This is a genomic window from Pseudorhizobium endolithicum, from assembly GCF_902153245.2.
In the GTDB taxonomy this organism is placed as follows: Bacteria; Pseudomonadota; Alphaproteobacteria; order Rhizobiales; family Rhizobiaceae; genus Neorhizobium; species Neorhizobium endolithicum.
The window spans coordinates 44,951-61,442 of record NZ_CABFWF030000001.1 but is presented as its reverse complement, the minus strand read 5'-3'; the positions used below and the strand labels follow the sequence as shown (position 1 = coordinate 61,442).

Below are 16,492 nucleotides of genomic sequence, written 5' to 3'. Positions count from 1 at the left end.
ATGAGAACACCATGCCGCTGGCTTGACGTTCAATCAAACGAAATGATATCGTATTTAGGTTCAGTTTTGTTGAAGGATCGCCCGATGACCGTACCCTTCCGCCCGCCGCTGCCGCTGCTGGACAATGATGTGCTGAGGACCTTCGTAGCGATCGCCGAGACGGGGAACTTCTCCACCGCCGCGGAGGCGGTCTTGCGCACGCCTTCCGCCGTCTCCATGCAGATCAAGAAACTGGAGGAGCAGTTGAAGACGACGCTGTTCCTGCGCGACGCGCGCTCGGTGACGCTGACGCAACATGGGGAAATGCTGCTTTCCTATGCCCGGCGGATGCTGGCGCTCTCCAACGAGGCGGTGTCGCGCTTCGTGATGCCGGAGCTTTCCGGCGTGGTGCGGCTGGGGGCCCCCGACGACATTGCCGAGCGCTTACTGCCCCGCATCCTCAAGGATTTCGCCGATAATTTTCCCGGCATCATGGTGGACGTCACGGTCGACATGAGCTCGGCGCTTCGCAAGCGCGTCGAGGAGCAGCGGCTGGACCTCGCCCTCTTCAACTGCAATCCGCGCTCCTTCTCCGGCATCGGCGAGGTGATCCATACCGAGCGGCTGGTCTGGGCGGGGGCAAAGTGCGGCAACGCGCATCTGCGCGACCCGCTGCCGATCTCGGTCTGGGAGGAGGGCTGCTGCTGGCGCCAGGAGGCGATCGCGCAGCTCGAGAGGCACAAGCGCCCCTATCGCGTGGCCTATGCCAGTGCCCATACGATGGCGCAGCGGGCGGCGGTTCTGTCGGACCTTGCCATCGCGCCGTTCCCGCGCTCCTATGTGGCCAATGAGATGGTGGTCCTGGGGGCACAGGAAGGACTGCCGGAGCTCTTCAGCTTCGACGTGCGGCTGATCACGACGCCGCAGCTTTCCGTGCCCGGCAAGGCCGTGGCCGAGAGCATCCGCGATTTCTACGGCCAGATGACCCGCGCCGCCGCCTGATTATTCGCGTCCGCGCCGGCGCCGGCGTCCGCCCGCTTCCGCACCCTCCGCCAATGTCTTGCGTTCCGGCAGCGTCACGACCCGGGCGAGGTGGGGGTAGGCGTCCACCTTGTTGGGCAGCGCCATGGCATGCACGAAATGCTCCTGAAACTTCGGTTCAAGAGCCGTTTCTATCTTTTCGATCTTCCTGACGGTTTCCTCGATCTCCCGGCGATAGCCGCGGTTGAGCAGGCACATGCGCGCGCCGGTTCCGGCGGCATTCCCGACGGACTTGACGTTCTCCAGGTCGCAATCAGGGATGAGGCCCAGCACCATTGCATATTTCGGGTCGATGAAGGTGCCGAACGCGCCGGCGAGGCCGATACGGTCGACGTGATCGATGCCCTGCTTGTCCATCAGCAGCTTCACCCCGGCATAAAGTGCGGCCTTGGCGAGCTGGATGGCGCGCACGTCGTTCTGGGTGACGGTGATGCGCGGCTCACCGTCGTGCAGCAGGTAGGCGAAGGTGCGTCCGGTGGCGAGGATACGGGACGAGCGGGCCGCAAGGGCGCCGTCGACGACGCCGTCTTCCGAAATGATGCCGGCAAGGTACATTTCGGCGATGACCTCGATGATGCCCGAGCCGCAGATGCCGGTGACGCCCGTCTCCGCCGCCGCTTCGGCAAAGCCAGGTTCGTCCGACCAGGGCTCGATGCCGATGACACGGAAGCGTGGCTCCAGCGTCACGGGGTCGATGCGCACGCGTTCGATCGCGCCCGAGGCGGCGCGCTGCCCGGCGGAGATTTCCGCGCCCTCGAAGGCGGGGCCCGTCGGCGAGGAGGCCGCAACGACGCGGCCGGCATTGCCGAGGACGATCTCCGCATTGGTGCCGATGTCGACCAGCAGCATCATCTCGTCCTGCCGATGCGGCCCTTCCGAAAGCGTCGCGGCTGCGGCATCGGCGCCCACATGGCCCGCAATGCAGGGCAGTACATAGGTGCGCGTTCCCTCGTTCAGCGACAGCCCGATTTCAGAGGATTTTACCGACACGGCGCCCGAAACGGCAAGCGCGAAGGGGGCGCCCCCGAGTTCAGTCGGATCGATGCCGAGGAAAAGATGGTGCATGATCGGATTGCCGACGAAGACGGTATCGAGGATGTCCTCGCGCCGCACGTCGCCCTGTTCGCAGACCCTGTCGATCAGGTCGCTGAGGGCCCCCCGCACCGCCGAGGTCATCGCCTCGCGCCCGTCCGGGTTCATCATCACGTAGGACACGCGGCTCATCAGGTCTTCGCCGAAGCGGATCTGCGGATTGGACGCGCCGGTCGAAGCGACGACACGGCCGGACAGCAGCGATGAGAGATGCATCGCGATGGTCGTCGAGCCGATGTCGCAGGCAATCCCGTAGGCCTCGTTCTTCAGGCCCGGATAGAGCGCGATCAGCCGCGGCCGGTCTTCGTCATGATCCCTGTGGACGGCGGCGGTGACCTTCCATTCGCCCTTGCGCAGGATGGCCTGCACCTTCGGGATCAGGTGGAAATCCACCTCCAGGTCGCCATAGCGCCAGTCCTTCGCCAGTGCCGCCTTCAGCCGGTCGAGATCGCCGAGCGGCCTTTCCATGTCGGGCTCCTCGACCTCGACGTAGCACATGTGAACGGCCGGATCGCGCTCGATGATACGCGCATCGGCCTCCTTGCGGACGACCTGGGCATTGATGACCGCATCCTGCGGCACGTCGACCACCAGATCGCCCATGATCAGAGCCGAACAGGAGAGCCGCCGCCCTTCCGGCAGTCCGCGCACCCGCTCGTAGCGCTCTTCCTTCGGCCCGACCGGGGAGAGATGGGCATTGGAGGAGGTGATGCCGTGCTTGGCAAACTGCCCCTCCTGCACGGAAACCTGGCACCGCCCGCAGGTCGCCCGCCCCCCGCAAACGCTCTCCACATAGACGCCCAACTGCCGCGCCGCCTCCAGCACCGGCGTTCCGACGGGAAAGCGCCCGCGCTTGCCGGAGGGCATGAAGAGGACGAGGGGGTGGGGTGCGGTCATGCTTTTTCACTCTGGCGGCATAGGGATCGGAAAATCGCTGTTTGGGTTATTTGCGTGCGGTCTGTTCCAGCGCTTCGCGGATCAGACGGGCCTAGGGAATACCCACGCTCCTTCGCCTTCCGCTTGACGGCAGCGGGAAGGGCCTCGGCCAGACGCATGTTGAGCTGAGCCGACTTCCTGTCAAACCCGAAGCGCACGGTTGTGAGACCCGACAGGTCACACTCTGCGAGGTCTGCGGTGTCGACGAAGGCTTCGGCTTCATCATCGGAAGCGAAGTGCGGTAGTTTCTTTCGCTCATTCCTCTCCATAGCGCCTAATCTCCCGTTCGTGGATGTGCACACACATCTCGGCCGGATACAGGTGTCGGGTGCAAGGCAGTTTGCATCCTCTACTCCTGCGCACCGCCCACCCCAACCCGTGCCGCACGACCGCCGCGGCGGCCGGAGCCGCTGGATGCGGCGGCCGGAGCGGGGACGCCAACTGCGCCGCCCTCAAGGGGTTTGTAGTCGCGATAGGTCTTGATCCAGTTGTAGCAGTTCTCGTCGGCGCCGTTCAGGACGTTCGCGGCGCGCACGGCTTCCATTTCCTGGGGGCGGCAGGGGTTCATGATGGCGCTCGTCATGCCGGCGCCGATCACCATGGGAATGAAGCCGGCATTGATGCCGTGGCGGTGGGGCAGGCCGAAGGAGATGTTGGACAGGCCGCAGGTGGTGTTGACCTTCAGTTCCTCGCGCAGCCGGCGCACGAGCGCGAAGACCTGCAGTCCGGCGGAACCGACCGCGCCGATCGGCATGACGAGCGGGTCGACGACGATGTCGTGGCTCTTGATGCCATAGTCGGCCGCACGCTCGACGATCTTCTTGGCGACCGCGAAGCGGACGTCCGGATCCTGGCTGATGCCGGACTCGTCGTTGGAGATCGCCACCACCGGCACGTCGTACTTCTTGCAGAGCGGCAGGATCGCTTCGAGCTTCTCCTCCTCGCCGGTCACCGAATTGACGAGCGGCCGGCCACGCGCCACCTTCAGCGCCGCCTCGATGGCCGCCGTGACGGAACTGTCGATCGACAGCGGCACGTCGACGAGGTCCTGTACGATCTGCAGCGTCCGGACGAGAAGCGACGGCTCCGTCTCGTTCGGGTTGACCGCCGTTACGCCCGCGTTGACGTCCAGCATGGTGGCGCCGGCGGCGACCTGTTCCAGCGCGTCCCTGATCACGGTGTCGAAATTGCCCTCCACCATCTCGGCGGCGAGCTTCTTGCGGCCCGTCGGGTTAATGCGCTCGCCGATGACGCAGAAGGGCTGGTCGAAACCGATGGCGATTTCTCTGGAGGCGGATGCGACGATGGTGCGGGTCATTCGGGATCTCCGGCGCCGGGAAAGGCGGGTTTGTCGGTAGCTGGGTGAGCCGGGCGGGAGCCTGGCGATCTCATCAATGGGGCTTGTGGGCGGCGCGGTCTGCGAGCTGCTGCTGGTGTTCCTCCTTGCCTCCGCCGATTTCGGTGAGCCGTTCGACGACGACCCGGTCACCCGGGTTGGCCTCGCGGGTCCATGGCCGGCGGCCTTTGAGGACGCCGGATTCGTGCACGATTTCGGCGACGTATTCCTCCTGCCGGTAGGCCATGACATGGATGCCGGCGACGCCTTGGATCTCCTTCACCTCGTTGATGATGTCGATGCAGAGCTGCTTGCCTTCCCGCTTCTGGTCGTCAGCACCTTCGAGGCGCGCGATGACGCTGTCCGGAATGTGGATGCCCGGCACGTTGGAACGGATCCAGCGCGCCGTCTTGGCGGAGGCCAGGGGGCCGACGCCGACGAGGATGAAGCACTCCTCATGCAGGCCGAGATCGCGGACCTTCGTCATGTAGTCGCGGAACATCGGCACGTCGAAGCAATACTGGCTCTGTACGAACTGCGCGCCCGCCTCGATCTTCTTCGCGAGCCGGTAGGGCCGGAAGTCGTAGGGCGGTGCGAAAGGGTTGATCGCAGCTCCGAGGAAGACCTGCGGCGGCGAGGTCAGCTTGCGGCCGGACAGGAACTTCGCCTCATCGCGCATGGTGCGGACGGTGGAGAGGAGCGACATGCAATCGAGGTCGAAGACCGGTTTCGCGCCCGGCTGGTCGCCCGCCTGCACGCCGTCGCCGGTCAGGCACAGGATGTTCTGGACGCCCATCGCGGAGGCGCCCAGCACATCGCCCTGGATGGCGATGCGGTTCCTGTCGCGGCAGGCGATCTGCATGATCGGCGCGTAGCCCATGCGCGTCAGCAGCGCGCAGATGCCGACGGAGGACATGTGGCAGTTGGCACCGGAGGCATCCACGGCGTTGATCCCGTCCACCCAGCCGTCGAACACCGCTGCCCGATCGTAGACGTCCTGGGGATTGGCGCTGTCGGGCGGGTTGAGCTCGGCCGTGACCGCAAATTCGCCGCACCGCAGCACCCGTTCCAGCCGGCCGCGGGAGGAATGGCCGGGCAGGGGGGCGAGGGGAGCGCCCGGATCGTGGGGATCGATGTCGTTGCTCATACCCTGCCGTCCTCGCCTGCTTGCCTGTGGGCCGCCGCCTCGGCCGTTACCCGCAGCCAGGAGGAGGTCTCCCGCAGCGACTGGTTGACCGGCTTCTGCACCGCCATGATCGCGTCGCCCTTCACCATGTTGCGCGAGCCTTCCCATGCCTTGACCCAGACGCAGGGCATGTCCGGCTCCACCTCGCAGTTGCCGTTGGCCCGGACCCCGCCGCAGGGACCGTTGCGCAACTGCTTCGGGCAGTTCATGGGGCAGGACATGCCGGTCGACGACAGGATGCACTGGCCGCACATGCGACAGTCGAAGAGGAGCCCCTTGACGCGCTTCTCGACGAAAGTGACCGGAGCTTCGGCGCGCCGGTAGCCTATCGCCTTCCACATCGGGTGCAGAAGGAGGAAGCCGTGGGCGAACTGTACGTAGAACCATTCGAGCAGGCGCGAATGGCGCACCGACCAGAGCCGAACCGAATAGCGGCGCTGGACGCGGCGGTTCGGCGACACGTCGTTCGGGACATAGGCGCCCGAGGCCGCCTTTTTCGCCGCGCCGGCATTGCCGGTGGCGAGCTTCGCCTCAACCATGCTCGCGCCCTCCGCTTTGGACGAGGGCTGAAAGACGCTGCTTGTCGTAGGCTGTTTCCAGTTCGGCGGCTGCGCGCTCGGCTTCCGCCTCAAGATCGTCCGACACCGGCACCGGGTCTGCCCTGCGCCATTCCGCGAGATAATCATCGGTTGCCGCAGCGCCTGAGCGCATGGCGCACATGTCGATCGCCTCGGTGAAGCGCAGAGAAAGCTCGCGCTTGGCCGCCTTGCGTCCCTGCCTGATGATCACCTGTGCCGGAATGTCCCGCCAGTAGACGACGATCCGATCAGCCATGCATTGCTCCCGTTTTTCTGCAGCATGCACGGCGGAATTGGCCGGGACTGCGCTTGCCACGACGTCGCAGAGAGCAAAAAGCGACGCGGCCGGTGACGGCAGTGCGGCAAGGTCAAAGAGAGCGCAGCGCCGGAACCAGATCGCCGTAGCCGGTAACGCGGTACTCGTATTCGAGGCCGAGGAAATCGGCCGCGGCCCTGGCCTTTTCCTGGAGCGCCTCGTCCTCTTCCTGGGACAGATAGACGAGCTTGCGGTAGTTGCCGAAATACATGTCCTTCAGTTCCGGGTGCCGGTCGAGGCCGAGCGGCTCCACCACGAAGGCCTGGAATTGGCGGGCGAGGAAATCGGTGAGGAAGAAGCTCAGGAGGTCGTCTTCGGCTTTCGCGTCGAAATGCGCATTGCCGGAGAAGAAGGAATAGCAGTGCGGTCCTTCGATGCGGGCGATGCCTTCCCGTTCGCAGAGGCGGTCGATGTCGCCGCCGGTGCCGCAATCGGCATAGGCGAAGAAGATCTTCTCGAAGCCGGCTGCACGGGCTTCGGCGACCGCGTCCTGCAGGCCGGGGACGATCTTCTGCGGATAGGCATGCCAGATCGCCGGCAGGCACCGGATGTCTACATGGCTGAGCCCGTGCTGGGCGCAGACGGCGAGAATTTCACGCGCAAGCGCCCCGCACGCGATCACGTGAACCTTTTCGCGATTAGGGCGTTCCTGTGGCGGAAGGTCATTTTCCGCATTTTTTCGATCGTCAACCATCGGAGAACTCTATCATGACGGCAAGGACAGTCACGCTTATAGCAGCCCTCTTCGCTACGGCGGCAGCTCTCAGTTCATGCGGCAATACGATCCGCGGCGTAGGCCAGGATACGGCAAACGCGGTGGATGCTACCCAGGACGCCGGCCGTAGCGTAGACCGCGCCGCCCGCTGACGTGCGGACTGAAAAGCCGGCCTCGCGCCGGCTTTTTCCTGTCAACGCGCGGCGAGCGAGTTGTGCTTTCGGCGGATGAAGTCCTTGGCCGTCTCGACCGCCACGGCCGCATCGCGGCAATAGGCGTCGGCGCCCACCGCCTTGCCGAACTCCTCGTTCAACGGCGCGCCGCCGACGAGGACGATGTAGTCCTCCCGGATGCCCTTTTCCTTGAGCGTGTCGATGACGACCTTCATGTAGGGCATGGTGGTGGTCAACAGTGCCGACATGCCGAGGATGTCCGGCTTCTCGCGTTCGATGGCTTCCAGGTAATTCTCGACCGGATTGTTGATGCCGAGATCGATGACGTCGAAGCCGGCGCCTTCCATCATCATGCCGACGAGGTTCTTGCCGATGTCGTGGATGTCGCCCTTGACGGTGCCGATGACCATCTTGCCCTGCTTCGGTGCCCCGGTCGAAGCCAGCAGCGGACGCAGGATGGTCATCCCGGCCTTCATCGCATTCGCCGACAGAAGGACTTCGGGAACGAAAAGAATGCCGTCGCGGAAGTCGATCCCGACGATCCGCATGCCCTCGACCAGGGCCTGGGTCAGGATGTCGTAGGGCGCCCAGCCGCGGTCGAGCAGTATGCGCGTTGCTTCCTCGATCTCCTCCTTCAGGCCGTCGTAGAGGTCGTCGTGCATCTGCTGCACGAGTTCCTTGTCGGAAAGTTCGGAGAGAATGATCTCGTCGTCGGACATGGCGTTTCCATTCTGGTGCGGCACGGGATCGCGCCTGTCCGGACATGATGAAACGCAAAACGCTTCGCAACTTCCTCGAAAACGACCTCGGCTTGATGGAAAAGCGACGGAGGAGTCCGCGGCGATGTCTGATCTGCGCAAGCCCGTGGCGCAGAAAGGCAGGGTTCGTCCTGCCCCGCAGCCTAGCATGGCGCATCAGTGACGGCAGGCGCCGGCGGTGCGAGGCGAGGAAGACCATGGACGATTTGAACCAGCATACGGAAGCGGCAGGCGGGGGGCGGCGCTCGCGGGGAGAGCGCGGTGCGGCAGGCCGGCGGGCCTTGCGAACAGGCGGCGGACCGGGATCTTCGCTGCCTTATATCACCCGCAGGATCGGCGTCTATGAAGTGCTCGACGAGGAGGGGCTGCAGCTCATCGAGCGCAATGCCGATACGATTCTCGAAGAGATCGGTATCGAGTTCCGCGACGACGAGGAGGTCCTTGCGCTCTGGGCAGAGGCCGGAGCGGACGTCAGAGGCCAGCGCGTCCACTTTCCGAAAGGCCTCTGCCGCGAACTTCTGAAGACGGCGCCGAGGGAGTTTACCTGGCATGCGCGCAACCCGGCGCGCAATGTCCATATCGGCGGCAACGCGACTGTCTTTGCTCCCGTCTACGGTCCGCCCTTCGTGCGCGGCCTCGAGGGCAAGCGCCGCTACGCGACGATCGAGGACTTCCGCAACTTCGTGAAGCTCGCCTACATGGCGCCGTCCATGCATTCGTCGGGCGGCACGGTTTGCGAGCCGGTGGACATTCCGGTGAACAAGCGTCACCTCGACATGGTCTACAGCCATATCAGGTATTCCGACAAACCGTTCATGGGATCGGTGACGGCCCCGGAGCGGGCGGAAGACACGATCACCATGTGCAAGCTGGTGTTCGGCGAGGAGTTCGTTGACAACAACTGCGTGACGCTCAACCTCATCAATGCCAATTCGCCGATGGTGTTCGACGAGACCATGGTCGGAGCATTGAAGGTCTATGCCCGGCACAACCAGGCGTCCGTGGTGTCGCCCTTCATCCTGTCGGGCGCCATGAGCCCGGTGACGGTCGCCGGCACGCTGACGCAGATCCTCGCCGAGGTGCTGGCCGGCGCCGCTCTGACCCAGCTCATCCGGCCGGGCTCGCCGGTCCTGTTCGGCACCTTCGCCGCCTCCATTTCCATGCAGTCGGGTGCGCCGACCTTCGGGACACCGGAGCCGTCGCTGGTATCCTATGGCGCGGCACAGCTGGCGCGGCGGCTTGGCCTGCCGTTCCGGACCGGCGGCTCGCTTTGCGGCTCCAAGGTGCCGGACGCCCAGGCGGCTCATGAATCCGCCAACACGCTCAACACGACGCTGCTCGCGGGCACGAACTTCGTGCTTCACGCGGCGGGCTGGCTGGAGGGCGGGCTCGTCTCCTCCTATGAGAAGTTCATGATCGACCAGGACCAACTCGGCATGATGCAGAAGTTCGCCGAGGGCGTGGACCTGTCGGAATCGGGCCAGGCGCTCGACGCGATCCGCGAAGTCGGTCCCGGCAGCCATTATCTCGGCTGCGCCCACACGCAGGCCAATTTCCAGACGGCCTTCTATCGCTCGCCGATTGCCGACAACAACTCGTTTGAGCAATGGGAGATCGAGGGCGAAAAGCGGATCGAGGAGCGCGCTAATGCGCTTTGCCGGTCCTGGCTGGAAGGCTACGAAGCGCCGGCGCTCGATTCGGCCATCGACGAGGCGCTGCTCGCTTTCATCAAGGAGCGCAAGGATTCCATGCCCGACGCCTTCACCTGAAAGGATCCCGGAGCCGCCAGGGAGCAAGGCGGTGCGGCGGCCGTCGCAGACTTCATCCAGGCCGAGGTCTGGCGGCCGCACTACAAGCCCGGTGAGCCGCGGTGACGGGCAGGGGCATCCTGGACCAGATTTCGGCGGGGCTCGAGCCGGCCGGGATCCTGCTTCGAGGGATCGCGCGGTTCGGCGAAGGGGAGGGACCCGCGCTTGACGGTGGCGGAACTGCCCTTTCCGTCGTTCTTCTCGGCAATATCGGCGGGTCGGTCTGGCCCGCCTTTTCGCGCTGGCGCCGCCGCTATGGCGGGCCCGATCCGCTGGACACCTGGTCGAAGGCGATGATCCAGCCGGTTGCCCGGAAGCTCGCAGCGACTGCCTGGTTCCCGTCCGATCCGCCCTACCAGCCTTTTCAGCAATGGGCGATGCGGGCGGAGGCGCTCGCCCCGTCGCCGCTCGGCATCCTTCTCCATCCGCGCTACGGCCTCTGGCACGGTTATCGCGGCGCCCTCGGCTTCCCCTTCGAACTTGACGGATGCTTGTCCCTGCGCGATCGAGATCCGTCCGCTGACGGCTGGGAGGACGCCTGCACCGCGGCCTGTCCGGCCGGTGCGGTGGCTAAGGAACGCTTCGATGTTGCAGCCTGCAGAGCCTATCTTCGCTCTGACGCCGGGCAGGAGACATGCATGGTGGAAGGTTGCCGCGCCCGCGATGCCTGTCCCGTCGGCGCGCAGTTCCGCTACCCGCCGGAACAAGTGCGGTTCCACATGCAGGCGCTCTTCTAGATTTTGGCTTTCGGATAGGCCCGTTCGAGGCCGCCCGACCGTACGAGGCCTTCGCGGAAGCTGGCATAGGCTGCGTGCTGGCTGGAGCGTGCGGCTTCCATCAGGCGCACCTGCAACCGCGCCGGCGCCGTGCCGCCCAGCCATTCGGCGCATGTCTGCAGCTTCAGTGAATTGAGTATGCGGGCCTCCGACTGCCGGTCCAGATAGAGGTGCAGGCCATCGAGCAGCGTGTCGTCCGCCGCCGGGTTCTCCATCAGCAGCATCAGCCAGGACCGGTTCTCGTCGCTCAGTCCGGCCAGGCTGTCCGCTACCATGTCACGGTTGGCTATGGGAGAAACGTTCGTCATGGATCAGCCTCGTCTGCGCCGGCGTTCGCGGCCGGGCTCGCCGCCCCCCTGGCTGGCGGTCTTGTTGCGCAGCGGCCCGATGCGGTCGACGATTTCCTCGATCGTCGGCCGTGGCCGCGGTGTGTAATCATCGAGAGCATGGCGCATCGCCGCCAGATGCTCGCAGGAGGTGCCGCAGCAGCCACCGATGATCTTCGCCCCCGCGTCGCGGGCAAGCCTTGCATATTCGGCCATCAGCGGCGGGGTGCCGGAATAGTGTATCTCGGCGCCGCGATATTCCGGAATGCCGCAGTTGCCCTTGACGATGGTGACGGCGTCCGGATCGGCCGCCGTCATGTCGAGGAGACTGGACAGGATGTCGGAGGCACCGACACCGCAATTGGCGCCGACGGCAACCGGTCCTTCGCCGATGTCTGCCGCCACCCCATGGATGTCCTTCGGGTCGAGACCCATCATGGTCCTTCCGGCGGTGTCGAAGGAACCGGTATAGGTGTAGGGCACGCCGACCTTGGCTGCTGCTTCGGCGGCTGCACGGATTTCCTCGGGCGACGACATCGTCTCGATCCAGGCGACGTCGACGCCGCCCGCCTTCAGGCCCTCGATCTGCTCGGCGAAGGCGGCCACGGCGTCCTCGTAGGTCAGTGCGCCGAGCGGCAGCAGCAGTTCCCCCGTCGGGCCGACGGAGCCGGCGACGATCACCTTGCGCGGCGCGCGATCGGCAACCGCCCGGGCGATCTCCGCCGCCCGCCGGTTGAGCTCGAAGACCCGGTCCTGCGCATGGTGGAGTTTCAGCCGGTGGCGGGTGCCGCCGAAGGAGTTGGTCAGGATGATGTCGGCACCGGCATCGACGAAATCCTGGTGCAGCTTGTCGATGCGCCCGGGATGCGTCTCGTTCCAGAGCTCAGGCGCTTCGCCCGCTTCCAGTCCCATGGCGAAAAGATTGGTGCCCGTGGCGCCGTCGGCCAGCAGCACGCCTTTTTCGGCCAGCAGGTCGGAAAGGGGATTGGGGGCCGTCATGGGGTGCTCCTCGTGCTTCTCGGGCTATACGGTTTCGGCGGGGCGAATTCAATCAGGCCGAGGCGTGGCCGCGTCGCCATGACGTGCCGCCGGCGTCACCATGGCGGCGAGGATCGTCTGCAGGTCGAGCACGCCGGCTTCCGAACCGTCGTCCTCCACCACGACGGCCTCCTGACGGCCCGCCTGGGTGAGACGCTGGGCGACCGATTCGAGCGTCTCCGTGGCCGCCACCTTCACGCCGTCCAGGGGGCTGAGCAGGGGTTTCATCACGGTGCGCGCCTGGATCACGCGTCCCCGGTTCACCTCCTTGACGAAGGCGGCGATGTAGTCGTCGGCGGGAGACAGTACGATCTCCTGGCCGCTGCCCTGCTGTACGACCTGGCCGTCGCGCAGGATAGCGATCTTGTCGCCGAGGCGCAGCGCCTCGTCCAGGTCGTGGGTGATGAAGACCACCGTCTTCTTCAACTCCGCCTGCAGGTCCAGCAGCACCGTCTGCATGTCCACCCTGATCAGCGGATCGAGCGCCGAATAGGCCTCGTCCATCAGCAGGATGTCGGCGTCGTTGGCAAGCGCCCGCGCCAGCCCGACGCGCTGCTGCATGCCGCCCGAAAGCTGGTTCGGATAGTGGTTCTCGAAACCCTGGAGGCCTACCCGCTCGATCCAGCGGTGCGCGTTCCTGGTGCTGTCCTCACGCGGGACGCCCTGGATGTCGAGGCCGTAGACGGTGTTCTCGATCACCGTGCGGTGCGGCAGCAGCGCGAACTTCTGGAAGACCATCGCAGTCCTGTGGCGGCGGAAGTCGCGCAGTTCGCGTTCGTTCATGCGGCAGATGTCGACGCCGTCATGGATCACCTCGCCGGCGGTGGGCTCGATGAGGCGGTTGATGTGCCGGATGAGGGTCGACTTGCCGGAGCCCGACAGCCCCATTACCACGGTGATCCCGCCGGCCGGCATCGAGATGTTGATGTCGCGCAGGCCGAGGACATGGCCGTGCTGCTCGTTGAGCTCCGCCTTCGACATGCCCTGGCGGACCGCGCCGACATATTCCTCAGCCCGGGCTCCGAAGATCTTGTAGAGGCCCCTGATCTCGATCCCGTGGCTAGCCATGCGCCGTCCGTGCCATTCGTCCCCCGTCGCCTGTACCGTCCTCCTTCCACGTTAGACGCTTCCCGTTTTCGAACTGGTGCATCTGCGACGCGGAAGTGGTGCGGTTTGCGACGTTGTGGCGCCTGCGGCACCTATTGGGCCGCCTTTATCCGCTCCGCAATCACTGGAACCACCCACTTTGCCCAGACCGCCTCGTGGTCCCTAAGGAAATGCAGGGCGGTTTCCCCATTGCTGGCCTTGTTGTCCTGCTGCCAGGCGAGCACATTGTTGATCGTGGCATTGGACCAGCGCCGCAGCCGGATATAGCCGATGGCATCGTCGGCCTTCTCCGTGAACTCCTGGGTGACCAGGGTGAAGGCTTGGGAGGTGGGATAGGCGTTGCGCTGCGGGCTCGGGCAATGGGGAACTGCGGTGCAGCTGTCCCATTCCGCCTTGTTGAAGGTGACGCCGAAGGAGAGCTTGACCATCGGATATTTCCCGAGCACCGCCGTCGGCGCCCAGTAATAGCCGAGCCATCCGGTCTGCGTCCGAAACGCTTCCTCGATGGCGGCGTCCATTTCCTCCGGCGTCTTCGGCTGGATGAGCTCGAAACCCTTCTCGTCGGCGGCAAACGCCCGGAACAGATTGGCGGTGCTGGCCTGGCAGCTCCAGTCCGCCGGGCAGCCGTGAAGCGCGCCTCTGTCGGGGTCGGTGCGAGACGGAAAGAGATCCGGCCGCGCGAGCGCATCCTCGACCGTCCGGATCTCCGGATTGGCGTCGATGATGAACTTCGGGATCCACCATCCCTCGACCGCGCCGTCTTCGAGGATCTCCGCACCCAGCACCAGCCGGCCTTCGTCGGTCGCCTGGCCGAGAGGGCCACGTACGGCGTTGATCCAGAACTCGGGCGCCATGTCCGGCTGCCCCTTGGTCAGCATGGAGGTGAATGTCGGCACGGTGTCGGCGGGCACCAGCGTGACCTTGCAGTGGAATCCGCGCTCCAGGATGATCTTGTCGATATGCGCGGCGATGGCGGCCGAGCCCCAGTTCATCTCGGCAATCGTCACCTCGCCGCAGGCGGCCTCGGCACCGCCGGATAAGAGGCAGATCCCGATCAGAAGTGCGGCGCCGGCAAGAAGATTTCGCATCATCAACATCCATCGGACCGACGGCTGGCCGGCTCCCGACTGCGTTTTCCGGGAAGTGGCCTCCGGTCCCGCGACCGGAGGGAGCTTCCGATGAAACTAGGGTTTTGGTCTGCGAAATCAACCGGTTTGATGCTGACGGGAGAAAGGACCGTGATCCTCGGCCGGGGAGAGGAAAAAAGTCATCGTGCCATCCGCCAATAACCTTCCGGTAACGATCTGGCGCTAATCATCTTCTCGCGGACGGTTGTTCCGCCCAAGCGCCGGGACAGGTAGTGCGTACCCGCCGCTTCTTTTCATTCTTTGCCTGCGCCGCATGGCCTGTGGAGGTCCGCTTGACATGCGCATGCGGAGCTCCCATCTTCCGACCGCGGCAGCGCGATGCTGATGAACCCAGGCGGGCGCCTCATGGATCTACGAATCGTCCGTTCTTTCAGACCTTGCCCTGCCGCACTTCCACCCTTTCCGCCCCTGGCGTATGCCTCGGAATGCATGTCCGATGCCGGGTAACGCTCGTATCGTCCTCATTCTTGGCGGCGCCCGTTCGGGCAAGTCGGCTTTTGCCGAGCGGATGGCGCGTGAGACGCGGCTTGATCGGCACTATGTGGCGACAGGGCAGGCTTATGACGACGAGATGCGCGACAGGATCGAGCGGCACAGGTCGGATCGCGGTACGGGTTGGGCGACACACGAAGTACGGACGGAACTGGTGGAATGCCTGCGGCAGATCGATTCGGACCGGCATGTCGTTCTCGTCGATTGCCTCACGCTGTGGCTCACCAATCTGATGATGGCGAATGCCGATATCTCGCCTGCCGTGGAGGGCCTCGCGGAGCATCTCCGCAGCCATTCGGGCCGGCTCCTCCTCGTCTCCAACGAAGTCGGCCTTGGCATCGTGCCCGATAACAGGATGGCCCGCGAGTTTCGCGATCATGCCGGCCGTCTGCACCAGCAGATCGCCGCCGTTGCCGACGAAGTCTATTTCGTCGCGGCAGGGCTTCCCCTGAAAATGAAGGGGTAGACGGTGTCGGCGAGCTGGGTCTTCTGGGCACTTCTTTCGGCGGTTTTCGCCGCACTTACCGCGATCTTCGGGAAGATCGGCGTGGCGGGGGTGCCCGCCGACATGGCGACCCTCATCCGCACCGTGGTCATCCTCGCCGTCACGGCAGCGATCGTCGCGGCGACCGGTCAATGGCAGTCGCCCTCTACGATATCCGGAAAGACATGGATCTTCCTCGTCCTGTCGGGACTGGCGACGGGCGCGTCCTGGCTTGCCTACTATCGGGCGCTCAGCGTCGGCGATGCCGCCAGGGTGGCACCGGTGGACAAGCTCTCCATCGTGCTCGTCGCTGTTTTCGCCGTGATGTTCCTCGGGGAGGCCCTGAGCCTCGTGCACTGGCTCGGCATCCTGCTGATCGCCACGGGCGCTCTGGTGCTGGTGGTGTTCTAGACCCCGAGCCAGAGCCGAACCGGATGCGACGGATCGGCCATCAGCTTTGTCGCCAGCACCAGGCAGGAAATCACCAGCAACGGCTTGATGATCCTGGCGCCGCCGCGCATCGCAGCGCGCGACCCTGCCTGCGCGCCCAGGATCTGTCCCACGCCCATGATCAGGCCGACCTTCCAGAGGATCGAGCCGGTAACCGCGAAGACCAGGAACGACCCGAAGTTGGAACCCAGGTTGAGAAGTTTCGTATGCGCCGTCGCCTTCAGCAGGCCGAAGCCTCCGAGCAGCACGAAGGCGAGCATGTAGAAGGAGCCGGCGCCGGGGCCGAAGACGCCGTCATAGAGGCCGATCGCCGGCACGACGGTGAGGGAGAAGAGGAGCGGCGTCACCCGGCGGTGACTGTCCAGGTCGCTGAGGTTCGGCTTCAGCGCGAAGAAGAGCGCGATCGCAATCAGCAGGAACGGAATGGCTGCCGCCAGAAAGGACGCCGGCACGTACGAGGCCAGAAGGGCGCCTGCGATACCCCCTAGAAACGCCAGGGCGGCCATCGGGAGCTGGCGCTTCAGGTCGACGTGGCCTTTCCTGGAATAGGCCACGGTTGCCGACGCCACCCCGAACTGGGCCTGGAGCTTGTTCGTCGCCAGCGATTCCAGCGGCGGAATGCCGGCGATCAGCATGGCCGGGATCGTGATCAGCCCGCCGCCACCGGCGATCGCATCCACGAAGCCGGCAACGAAGGCCGCGATGAAGAGCAGCGCGATGAGATGGTGTGCAATATCGTCCAAGGGAGAGACT

General features: G+C 65.1%; 19 protein-coding genes. 6 read left to right on the top strand and 13 right to left on the bottom strand.

Going from position 1 to position 16,492, the window contains the following annotated elements:
• The first annotated feature begins 42 nt into the window (after positions 1 to 42).
• The gene (locus tag RTCK_RS00330) at positions 43 to 981 is read left to right on the top strand and encodes a LysR substrate-binding domain-containing protein (RefSeq protein ID WP_408004488.1); all 939 of its coding nucleotides are present in this window, start codon (positions 43 to 45) and stop codon (positions 979 to 981) included.
• Here RTCK_RS00330 and RTCK_RS00325 read toward each other — a convergent pair whose 3' ends face one another.
• From RTCK_RS00325 to RTCK_RS00295, 7 genes are all read right to left on the bottom strand, one after another.
• Positions 982 to 3,009, bottom strand: coding sequence for an ASKHA domain-containing protein (locus RTCK_RS00325; RefSeq protein ID WP_142590727.1), 2,028 nt, complete (start codon positions 3,007 to 3,009; stop codon positions 982 to 984).
• A complete protein-coding gene (locus tag RTCK_RS21140) occupies positions 3,006 to 3,317 on the bottom strand; it encodes a CopG family antitoxin (protein ID WP_142590725.1) in 312 nt (103 codons plus the stop codon). The genes RTCK_RS00325 and RTCK_RS21140 overlap by 4 nt, the downstream gene beginning before the upstream one ends.
• An 80-nt stretch (positions 3,318 to 3,397) precedes the next feature.
• On the bottom strand, positions 3,398 to 4,366 hold the full coding sequence (locus RTCK_RS00315; RefSeq protein WP_142590723.1) for a methyltetrahydrofolate cobalamin methyltransferase: 969 nt from the start codon (positions 4,364 to 4,366) through the stop codon (positions 3,398 to 3,400).
• Between the two features lie 73 nt (positions 4,367 to 4,439).
• Positions 4,440 to 5,531 (bottom strand): methylenetetrahydrofolate reductase, encoded by a 1,092-nt coding sequence (locus tag RTCK_RS00310; RefSeq protein WP_142520448.1) that lies wholly within the window; start codon positions 5,529 to 5,531, stop codon positions 4,440 to 4,442.
• Positions 5,528 to 6,109 carry a methylenetetrahydrofolate reductase C-terminal domain-containing protein gene (locus tag RTCK_RS00305; protein ID WP_142520449.1) on the bottom strand — a complete coding sequence of 194 codons (582 nt, stop codon included), beginning with the start codon at positions 6,107 to 6,109 and terminating at the stop codon, positions 5,528 to 5,530. Before RTCK_RS00305 ends, RTCK_RS00310 begins: the two co-directional genes overlap by 4 nt.
• The gene (locus RTCK_RS00300; RefSeq protein WP_142590721.1) at positions 6,102 to 6,404 is read right to left on the bottom strand and encodes a virulence factor; all 303 of its coding nucleotides are present in this window, start codon (positions 6,402 to 6,404) and stop codon (positions 6,102 to 6,104) included. Before RTCK_RS00300 ends, RTCK_RS00305 begins: the two co-directional genes overlap by 8 nt.
• A gap of 112 nt (positions 6,405 to 6,516) precedes the next feature.
• Positions 6,517 to 7,158, bottom strand: a complete 642-nt coding sequence (locus tag RTCK_RS00295) for a DUF1638 domain-containing protein (RefSeq protein ID WP_142590719.1) — start codon at positions 7,156 to 7,158, stop codon at positions 6,517 to 6,519.
• Between the two features lie 14 nt (positions 7,159 to 7,172).
• Here RTCK_RS00295 and RTCK_RS00290 point away from each other — a divergent pair, with 14 nt between their 5' ends.
• Positions 7,173 to 7,331: an entericidin domain-containing protein gene (locus RTCK_RS00290; protein ID WP_142520452.1), complete on the top strand. Its 159-nt coding sequence runs from the start codon at positions 7,173 to 7,175 to the stop codon at positions 7,329 to 7,331.
• A gap of 41 nt (positions 7,332 to 7,372) precedes the next feature.
• On the opposite strand, the gene RTCK_RS00285 is transcribed toward RTCK_RS00290, so the two are convergent.
• Positions 7,373 to 8,071 carry a corrinoid protein gene (locus RTCK_RS00285; RefSeq protein WP_142520453.1) on the bottom strand — a complete coding sequence of 233 codons (699 nt, stop codon included), beginning with the start codon at positions 8,069 to 8,071 and terminating at the stop codon, positions 7,373 to 7,375.
• 236 nt (positions 8,072 to 8,307) lie between these two features.
• On the opposite strand from RTCK_RS00285, the gene RTCK_RS00280 reads away from it, so the two are divergent.
• Entirely contained in the window at positions 8,308 to 9,879 is a 1,572-nt protein-coding gene (locus RTCK_RS00280) for a trimethylamine methyltransferase family protein (protein ID WP_142590717.1), read from the top strand.
• A gap of 101 nt (positions 9,880 to 9,980) precedes the next feature.
• Complete coding sequence (locus RTCK_RS00275; protein WP_142590715.1) at positions 9,981 to 10,655, top strand: 4Fe-4S dicluster domain-containing protein; 675 nt, start codon at positions 9,981 to 9,983, stop codon at positions 10,653 to 10,655.
• On the opposite strand, the gene RTCK_RS00270 is transcribed toward RTCK_RS00275, so the two are convergent.
• The 4 genes from RTCK_RS00270 to RTCK_RS00255 form a co-directional block, all read right to left on the bottom strand.
• Positions 10,652 to 11,002, bottom strand: a complete 351-nt coding sequence (locus RTCK_RS00270; protein WP_142520456.1) for a hypothetical protein — start codon at positions 11,000 to 11,002, stop codon at positions 10,652 to 10,654. The two genes, RTCK_RS00275 and RTCK_RS00270, sit on opposite strands and share 4 nt — an antisense overlap.
• A 3-nt stretch (positions 11,003 to 11,005) precedes the next feature.
• A complete protein-coding gene (bmt, locus tag RTCK_RS00265; RefSeq protein WP_142590713.1) occupies positions 11,006 to 12,019 on the bottom strand; it encodes a betaine--homocysteine S-methyltransferase in 1,014 nt (337 codons plus the stop codon).
• A 48-nt stretch (positions 12,020 to 12,067) separates the two neighbouring features.
• Entirely contained in the window at positions 12,068 to 13,126 is a 1,059-nt protein-coding gene (locus tag RTCK_RS00260) for a quaternary amine ABC transporter ATP-binding protein (RefSeq protein ID WP_142590711.1), read from the bottom strand.
• A gap of 131 nt (positions 13,127 to 13,257) precedes the next feature.
• Entirely contained in the window at positions 13,258 to 14,253 is a 996-nt protein-coding gene (locus RTCK_RS00255) for a glycine betaine ABC transporter substrate-binding protein (protein ID WP_142590709.1), read from the bottom strand.
• A 496-nt stretch (positions 14,254 to 14,749) separates the two neighbouring features.
• Here RTCK_RS00255 and cobU point away from each other — a divergent pair, with 496 nt between their 5' ends.
• On the top strand, positions 14,750 to 15,271 hold the full coding sequence (cobU, locus tag RTCK_RS00250) for a bifunctional adenosylcobinamide kinase/adenosylcobinamide-phosphate guanylyltransferase (RefSeq protein WP_142590707.1): 522 nt from the start codon (positions 14,750 to 14,752) through the stop codon (positions 15,269 to 15,271).
• Positions 15,272 to 15,274: 3 nt separating this feature from the next.
• The gene (locus RTCK_RS00245; RefSeq protein ID WP_142590705.1) at positions 15,275 to 15,700 is read left to right on the top strand and encodes an EamA family transporter; all 426 of its coding nucleotides are present in this window, start codon (positions 15,275 to 15,277) and stop codon (positions 15,698 to 15,700) included.
• On the opposite strand, the gene RTCK_RS00240 is transcribed toward RTCK_RS00245, so the two are convergent.
• Complete coding sequence (locus RTCK_RS00240) at positions 15,697 to 16,482, bottom strand: TSUP family transporter (RefSeq protein WP_142590703.1); 786 nt, start codon at positions 16,480 to 16,482, stop codon at positions 15,697 to 15,699. The two genes, RTCK_RS00245 and RTCK_RS00240, sit on opposite strands and share 4 nt — an antisense overlap.
• Positions 16,483 to 16,492 lie beyond the last annotated feature (10 nt).

Coding starts and splice junctions, on each gene's coding strand:
- RTCK_RS00270 (WP_142520456.1), bottom strand. CDS start 11,002: ATGACGAACGTTTCTCCCATAGCCAACCGTGACATGGTAGCGGACAGC.
- RTCK_RS00310 (WP_142520448.1), bottom strand. CDS start 5,531: ATGAGCAACGACATCGATCCCCACGATCCGGGCGCTCCCCTCGCCCCC.
- RTCK_RS00300 (WP_142590721.1), bottom strand. CDS start 6,404: ATGGCTGATCGGATCGTCGTCTACTGGCGGGACATTCCGGCACAGGTG.
- RTCK_RS00325 (WP_142590727.1), bottom strand. CDS start 3,009: ATGACCGCACCCCACCCCCTCGTCCTCTTCATGCCCTCCGGCAAGCGC.
- RTCK_RS00285 (WP_142520453.1), bottom strand. CDS start 8,071: ATGTCCGACGACGAGATCATTCTCTCCGAACTTTCCGACAAGGAACTC.
- RTCK_RS00330 (WP_408004488.1), top strand. CDS start 43: ATGATATCGTATTTAGGTTCAGTTTTGTTGAAGGATCGCCCGATGACC.
- bmt (WP_142590713.1), bottom strand. CDS start 12,019: ATGACGGCCCCCAATCCCCTTTCCGACCTGCTGGCCGAAAAAGGCGTG.
- RTCK_RS00260 (WP_142590711.1), bottom strand. CDS start 13,126: ATGGCTAGCCACGGGATCGAGATCAGGGGCCTCTACAAGATCTTCGGA.
- RTCK_RS00290 (WP_142520452.1), top strand. CDS start 7,173: ATGACGGCAAGGACAGTCACGCTTATAGCAGCCCTCTTCGCTACGGCG.
- RTCK_RS00255 (WP_142590709.1), bottom strand. CDS start 14,253: ATGCGAAATCTTCTTGCCGGCGCCGCACTTCTGATCGGGATCTGCCTC.
- RTCK_RS00305 (WP_142520449.1), bottom strand. CDS start 6,109: ATGGTTGAGGCGAAGCTCGCCACCGGCAATGCCGGCGCGGCGAAAAAG.
- RTCK_RS21140 (WP_142590725.1), bottom strand. CDS start 3,317: ATGGAGAGGAATGAGCGAAAGAAACTACCGCACTTCGCTTCCGATGAT.
- RTCK_RS00315 (WP_142590723.1), bottom strand. CDS start 4,366: ATGACCCGCACCATCGTCGCATCCGCCTCCAGAGAAATCGCCATCGGT.
- RTCK_RS00280 (WP_142590717.1), top strand. CDS start 8,308: ATGGACGATTTGAACCAGCATACGGAAGCGGCAGGCGGGGGGCGGCGC.
- cobU (WP_142590707.1), top strand. CDS start 14,750: ATGCCGGGTAACGCTCGTATCGTCCTCATTCTTGGCGGCGCCCGTTCG.
- RTCK_RS00295 (WP_142590719.1), bottom strand. CDS start 7,158: ATGGTTGACGATCGAAAAAATGCGGAAAATGACCTTCCGCCACAGGAA.